We start from the raw sequence: 5,747 nt of genomic DNA, 5'->3' as shown, positions 1-5,747 counted from the left end.
GGGCACCGTGGTCAACCCGGATCTGGGCATCTCGCTGCGCGAGGCGGGCATCGAGGTGCTCGGTAAGGCGCGTCGCATCGTCGTCACCAAGGACGACACCACGATCATCGACGGTGCGGGCACCGCCGAGGACATCGCGGCCCGTGGCGCGCAGTTGCGGCGCGAGATCGAGGCCACCGATTCCGATTGGGATCGGGAGAAGCTCGAGGAGCGCCTGGCCAAGCTGGCCGGTGGCGTCGCGGTGATCAAGGTCGGCGCGGCCACCGAGACCGCGCTCAAGGAGCGCAAGTACCGGGTCGAGGACGCGGTCAGCGCGGCCAAGGCCGCCGTCGACGAGGGCATCGTGCCCGGTGGTGGCACCGCCCTGGTGCACGCCGCGGCCAAGCTCGTCGAACTGCGCGACTCGCTCTCCGGCGACGAGGCCATCGGTGTCGAGGCGGTGCGTACCGCGCTGTCGGCGCCGCTGTTCTGGATCGCCACCAATGCGGGTGTGGACGGTTCCGTGGTGGTCAGCAAGGTCGCTGACGGCAAGGAGGGCTTCAATGCCGCCACCCTCGCCTACGGTGATCTGCTCACCGACGGTGTCGTGGACCCGGTCAAGGTGACTCGCTCCGCGGTCGTGAACGCGGCGTCGGTGGCCCGGATGATCCTCACCACCGAGAGCGCCGTGGTCGACAAGCCCGCCGAAGAGGAGCACGACCACAGCCACCACGGTCACGCGCACTGAGCGCAGGCCGCACGGCAGAAGGCCCCCGGGACCGCACGTCCCGGGGGCCTTCGTCTTGTGAACAATATGAACGCAATGGCGCGCAACAAGTCGAAAAATATCAATCGCGAGAACTGATTCCGACTCGGGTCGGCGAAGTTCTAAGAGGCGACGGGTGGTTGCTCAGCGGCGATGGCGGCGAGCAATCTGGCACGCAGGGCGGCGGGCGGCTGGGCCGCCGTCGCCTCCGCGAGAGTGCCGATGACTTCCTTCGTCTGCTGGACTTCGGTCATGAATTCCGCGCGTAGTACGGGATCCTCGCCGTCGAGCACTTCCTGCACCGCATTGTGGTCTTCGTCGTCGATCGATCCGAGCGCGACGGCGTGCGCGAGATCGATCCGGGCTTCGTTCATCTCACGTCACCCCCAAACTTTTCTTCAGTCGTGTCAATCCGTCCCGTATACGGGACTTAACGGTCGGTAACCCTACGCCGAGGAAGTCGGCGACTTCCGCGTAGGTTCGCCCGCCGTAGTAGGCGAGCGAAATGGCTTCCCGCTGAGTCTGTGTCAATGTCCCTAGACCCTGCTGGACGGCCTGCTGCTCGAGCCTTCGCTCTACTTCTTCGGTGACCTCATCGAATTCGTTGCCGAGAACCCTTATCCCATAAGCGACTTCGCGCAGGGTATGGGCCTGTTCGGCGCGGACCCGGTCGACGGCCCGGCGATGGGCGAGGGTCATCAACCATGTCACCGCGGAACCTTTGGTCGCGTCGAAACTCGACGCGGTCCGCCAGATCTGGAGATACACCTCCTGGGTGGTCTCCTCCGCGTAGCCGGGGTCGTGCAGGACGCGTAGCACCAAGCCGAACACGCGCGCACACGTTCGGTCGTACAGCTCGGCGAATGCTTCCTGGTCGGACCGGCCGCAACGTTCGAGAAGTGCGGCGAGCTCGATACTTTCGGCGGCGCGTGCCGTTACCGCAGATTCCACCCGATTGGACGTAATGGTGGGTGGGATGGCTTCTCTTCGGAACGAGTCGCCCTCTGCGGCCGGCGGCCGCGTTGTCACAACGCTCCATTCTGTGTCATCGGTCACTACGGTAGCTGGCCGCTATCGGATCCCCTGCGGCGGGGTATCCGCGAACCGTATACGGGGTCGGCAACTTCCCGGTAAACCTCGACACACCAGGCGCTTCTGGAGGGGACACGCCGTGACACGCCGTCGGTTTCGCGAAACGCCGTATCTACAACCGACTTCGGCTTGTGGCCATCGCCGGGTGTTTGCTAGGCATTCGGCGCGCCGCGCCACCTGGATGGGAAGAAGTTGGTTTTAAACGGCCATCCGACGACGGTTGCGTCGAGCGTGCATCTCCCGCTCGGTTTCGGACATACCGCCCCAGATGCCGTAGGGCTCGCTGACTTTGAGCGCGTGGCTGCGGCACTGCATGAGCACCGGGCAGGCTCGGCAGATCTCCTTGGCGCGCATCTCGCGTGCGGTGCGGGCGCGGCCGCGTTCACCGTCCGGATGGAAAAACACCGCGGAGTCCTGACCTCGGCAGGATCCTCGCATCTGCCAGTCCCAGACGTCCGCGTTCGGTCCGGGGAGGTGGGTCGGCATGGGCATGGTGAACTCCTCGTGGTGCGAGCTCGTCAGCGTTGTCGAGCAGTTGTTCTGCAACAGTTGTGGCCACGGCGCTGGGTCGGCGGCGTGCCATGGGCTCGCCTATTGCGGTCGCTGCAATTTCGCGCGGCGCCGACCGTGGCGATGAGTTACGTTAGGTCCAGCCGCGAAATTCCGTCAATAGTTCGATGCAGCAGTTTTCTAAATCTTAAGCTGCGAAAATTAACCTCGAAGCTGTTTACTTTTCGGTCCCGTCCGGTAATACTGATCGGTTGGCCAGAGGCCGGTATGTCTTCGCATGGCGTCAGTATTCCGCATTCCCGCAGGTGGGAACGGGTCGATGGTTGCATCCCCGTGTGGTAGCCAGTAGGCGAAGACGTGGGTCCTATCACACCGTCGACGGCCCGCTACGATGTCCGGTCGCCCGGAGATGGCAGAAACGGGGCGCTGAGGTTAATTGCGCGAAACGCATGTGAATTCCGGTCGCACACGCTATGTGATTGCCGGAAGTACTTTTACTTGATGGAAACATGGCGACGGCGGTGAAATGCTCAATATTAGCCGGAAGTACCTGACGGCCGGTTTCTCGCTGCGCGATCCCCTGCGGCACTCGGGTTAGAGTTCGGCGTGCTCGTGCCTGCTTCCCCCATGTATATCGAGTCCGCCATGCTTGCCGACGCGGCTTTCGGCGCCTGCCCCGGCCGTGCCGCTACCGAGTTGCCAACCGCCGCGAACCCGCTCGATTCGTGGCATCGGGCGGTGATTTTCGGTGGTCAGGGTCGCTACGCCGCGGCACGCGAAGAGTTGCGGGTATTGCGCGCGCGGACCACCGATCCGGTGCTGCTTTCGCTGGCCGCGAGTACCGAGGGCTCGTTTCTGCGTCAGCTCGGCTGGCATGCCCGCGCCGCCGGATACGACGGTCGCGCGGCCGCGTTGATCGTGCCGACGGGGGATGCGGTCGGTCCGGAACGCGTGGACGCGATCTGTGACGCGCTGACCGGTCTCGCGGCCGACGCGCTCGGCACCGGCCGTCTGGCACTCGCCTCCCGCCTGCTCCGGCGCAGTCATGACGCGATGACCCAGGCGCGGTCGCCGCACGGCTGGCGAACGCTGATCCGGTGGCATTGGGTCTGCGCGGAGACCGCACTCGCTGGCGGTGCCGCCGACACCGCCGCACCCCATGCCGCGACGGCCCTCGCGCTGGCCGAGGACGGGCCATCCGTCCGGCACCGGGTCAAGTCCCGGCTCTTGGTCGCCGCGACCGCCGCGGCAGCCGGTGATGTCGAGCATGCGCGAACGCTCGCCGATGAGGTCGCCGAGCAGTGCCGCGCGCACGGATTGCTCCCATTGCGTTGGGCCAGTTCGATGTTGCGCTCCGGGGTGTCCACGGGGGCTCGCGCGAGCGCGGCCGCGACTGATGCGCAGCAGTGCGCGCAGGCAATCGGCCGTCGTGGCGGGCACTTTCGTCCCATGAGTGATTCTCGAGTCTGATCAAGACACCACCGTGTTGCCCGGATCCACGGGTTGTATCGCTATTGTTAGACCCGTTCCGCCCCTTCGGCGGAAGCACTGGTCATCACCGCCGGTGCCACTTGTAACGCCAGGAAATTCTCTGACGATGACGAACACGGGCGAAGAGTTGGACCTCGCCGTCGCTGCCGCTGCGCAGGGCGACAGATCCGCTTTAGCTCAGGTACTCGAATTGGTCCGCCCGTTGGTGGTGCGCTATTGCCGCGCGCGGATCGGCGCCGCGGAGCGTGGACAGCTCTCTGCGGACGACGTCGCGCAGGAGGTATGTCTGGCCGTGATGACAGCTCTGCCCCGGTATCAAGACCAGGGCAGGCCCTTCATGGCCTTCGTATACGGAATCGCTTCGCACAAGGTTGCCGACGCTCATCGCAACGCCGCCCGTAACAAGGCGGAGGCAATGGCCGAAGTACCAGATGTCATATCCACCGACCAGGGGCCGGAACAGCGAGCTCTCGAGTCCGAAACGAGCAGGCAGATGAACAGTCTGCTCGCGACGCTTCCGGAGAAGCATCGAGAGATTCTGATCCTGCGTTTGGTCATGGGTTTGTCAGCAGAAGAAACCGCAGTCGCCGTGGGCAGTACGGCGGGTGCGATACGCGTCGCCCAACACCGGGCGCTCGCGAAACTGAAGTCACAAGTGGCGAGGGCAGGTGAAATGTATGGCTAGGGATGGCGAGCGCGGTCGGGGCGACTGGAAGGCGCGACGTGGATCGCGAAACAGCGGTCCCTACGCCGGGAGTGGTGACACCGGTCCGGTGGACATCGCGGCGGTGCGCAGAGACGATGCGCTGATCGATGCCATTGCTAGCAGCGGCCCGGTACAGACCGACAGCGCGGAGGAGTTTCAGCTCGCGTCGCTGCTGGCGGACTGGCGAGCGGAGCTGATTTCTCCGCCGTTGCCCGCTGAACCGAATCTCGATGAGATCGTTGCCGCGGTCAATCAGGAGATCGGTGCCCGGCAGGTCCGGATCGGTGCGCAGTCCGGTGGGCGACTACGGCTTGTCCGCCCGATTCTCGGGACGGCTGCCGCGCTGGCGCTGGTCATCGGTGGTCTTTCGGCGTTCTCCTACGGCGCCGCTCCTGGTGATCCACTCTGGCGGGTCAAGGAAGTCGTGTTCAGCGAACAGGCGCAGTCGACCGTGGTGCAGCGCGCCGACAGCGATCTGGCCAACGCGAAAACGATGCTCGCTCAGGACAATCCGGAGCAGGCAAGGGCAAAGCTGGAGGGCGCCAAGGCGAATGCCGAGCTGATCGACGATCCGGTCAAGCGGGACAAGCGAATCAACGAGTTCAACGCCTTGCTCGCGGAGCTGAACAAGATCGCTCCGGAGATCGGGAAGTCGCTCGCGGCGAGCACGACACCGACGACGACACCCAATCCGGCAACGACCGATGGCACCAGCTCACCGACCACCAAGCCTTCCGGCGATGCTGGTTCTACCTCCTCGGTGGTGCCGCCGGTCGATACGAAGGTGCCGACGACGGAACCGAACACACCGGGTAAGTCGACACCGCCGACCACCGCGCCGCCGGTAAGCACTCCCGCTCCCGAACAGCCCACCCAGCCCAGTCATCCGACTCAGGCTCCGCCGACCACCGTGGGAACCCAGCCCACGGGGGTCGTGCCGAGCGTGGATTCCGGCCCGCCCGCGCAACCCCCGACTCATCAGCAGCCGCCGACCTTCGTGGTTCCCACCGGTTTGCCGTCTTTGCCAGGGTTGCCCGGATCGGGGCCGACCACTTAATCGGAGTCGATACTCCAACAGCGCTTTGGTTCGTGAGAAGCGCTCGATCCAGTAGAAGCGCTGTGGCGGATGCATATCCGCCACTTCCGCGCGTGCGTGGGTGCGCGGACATTCGAATTGTGGTGCATGAACCGATCGCCGACCGG

The 5,747-nt window shown here is 65.0% G+C and carries 7 protein-coding genes; 4 read left to right on the top strand and 3 right to left on the bottom strand.

The window, feature by feature from the left end:
* Positions 1-727 (top strand): TCP-1/cpn60 chaperonin family protein (locus tag NP3_RS07225; protein ID WP_281197305.1); only part of this gene is annotated, 727 nt, incomplete at its 5' end.
* 140 nt (positions 728-867) lie between these two features.
* Here NP3_RS07225 and NP3_RS07220 read toward each other — a convergent pair.
* The 3 genes from NP3_RS07220 to NP3_RS07210 all read right to left on the bottom strand — a co-directional run bounded on the left by NP3_RS07220 (position 868) and on the right by NP3_RS07210 (position 2,329).
* Entirely contained in the window at positions 868-1,119 is a 252-nt protein-coding gene (locus NP3_RS07220; RefSeq protein WP_063039039.1) for an RskA family anti-sigma factor, read from the bottom strand.
* Between the two features lies 1 nt (position 1,120).
* The gene (locus NP3_RS07215) at positions 1,121-1,696 is read right to left on the bottom strand and encodes a sigma-70 family RNA polymerase sigma factor (RefSeq protein ID WP_040686725.1); all 576 of its coding nucleotides are present in this window, start codon (positions 1,694-1,696) and stop codon (positions 1,121-1,123) included.
* A 339-nt stretch (positions 1,697-2,035) separates the two neighbouring features.
* A complete protein-coding gene (locus NP3_RS07210) occupies positions 2,036-2,329 on the bottom strand; it encodes a WhiB family transcriptional regulator (RefSeq protein WP_014981828.1) in 294 nt (97 codons plus the stop codon).
* Positions 2,330-2,974: 645 nt separating this feature from the next.
* Between NP3_RS07210 and NP3_RS07205 the strand changes: the two genes are divergently transcribed.
* From NP3_RS07205 to NP3_RS07195, 3 genes are all read left to right on the top strand, one after another.
* Entirely contained in the window at positions 2,975-3,817 is an 843-nt protein-coding gene (locus tag NP3_RS07205) for a hypothetical protein (protein WP_063039037.1), read from the top strand.
* Positions 3,818-3,944: 127 nt separating this feature from the next.
* On the top strand, positions 3,945-4,523 hold the full coding sequence (locus tag NP3_RS07200) for a sigma-70 family RNA polymerase sigma factor (RefSeq protein ID WP_040686727.1): 579 nt from the start codon (positions 3,945-3,947) through the stop codon (positions 4,521-4,523).
* On the top strand, positions 4,516-5,601 hold the full coding sequence (locus NP3_RS07195; RefSeq protein WP_063039035.1) for an anti-sigma-D factor RsdA: 1,086 nt from the start codon (positions 4,516-4,518) through the stop codon (positions 5,599-5,601). The genes NP3_RS07200 and NP3_RS07195 overlap by 8 nt, the downstream gene beginning before the upstream one ends.
* Positions 5,602-5,747 lie beyond the last annotated feature (146 nt).

Origin of the sequence: Nocardia pseudovaccinii NBRC 100343 (genome assembly GCF_001613225.1) — a bacterium.
In the GTDB taxonomy this organism is placed as follows: domain Bacteria; phylum Actinomycetota; class Actinomycetes; order Mycobacteriales; family Mycobacteriaceae; genus Nocardia; species Nocardia pseudovaccinii.
This window is presented reverse-complemented; position numbering and strand designations above follow the sequence as displayed.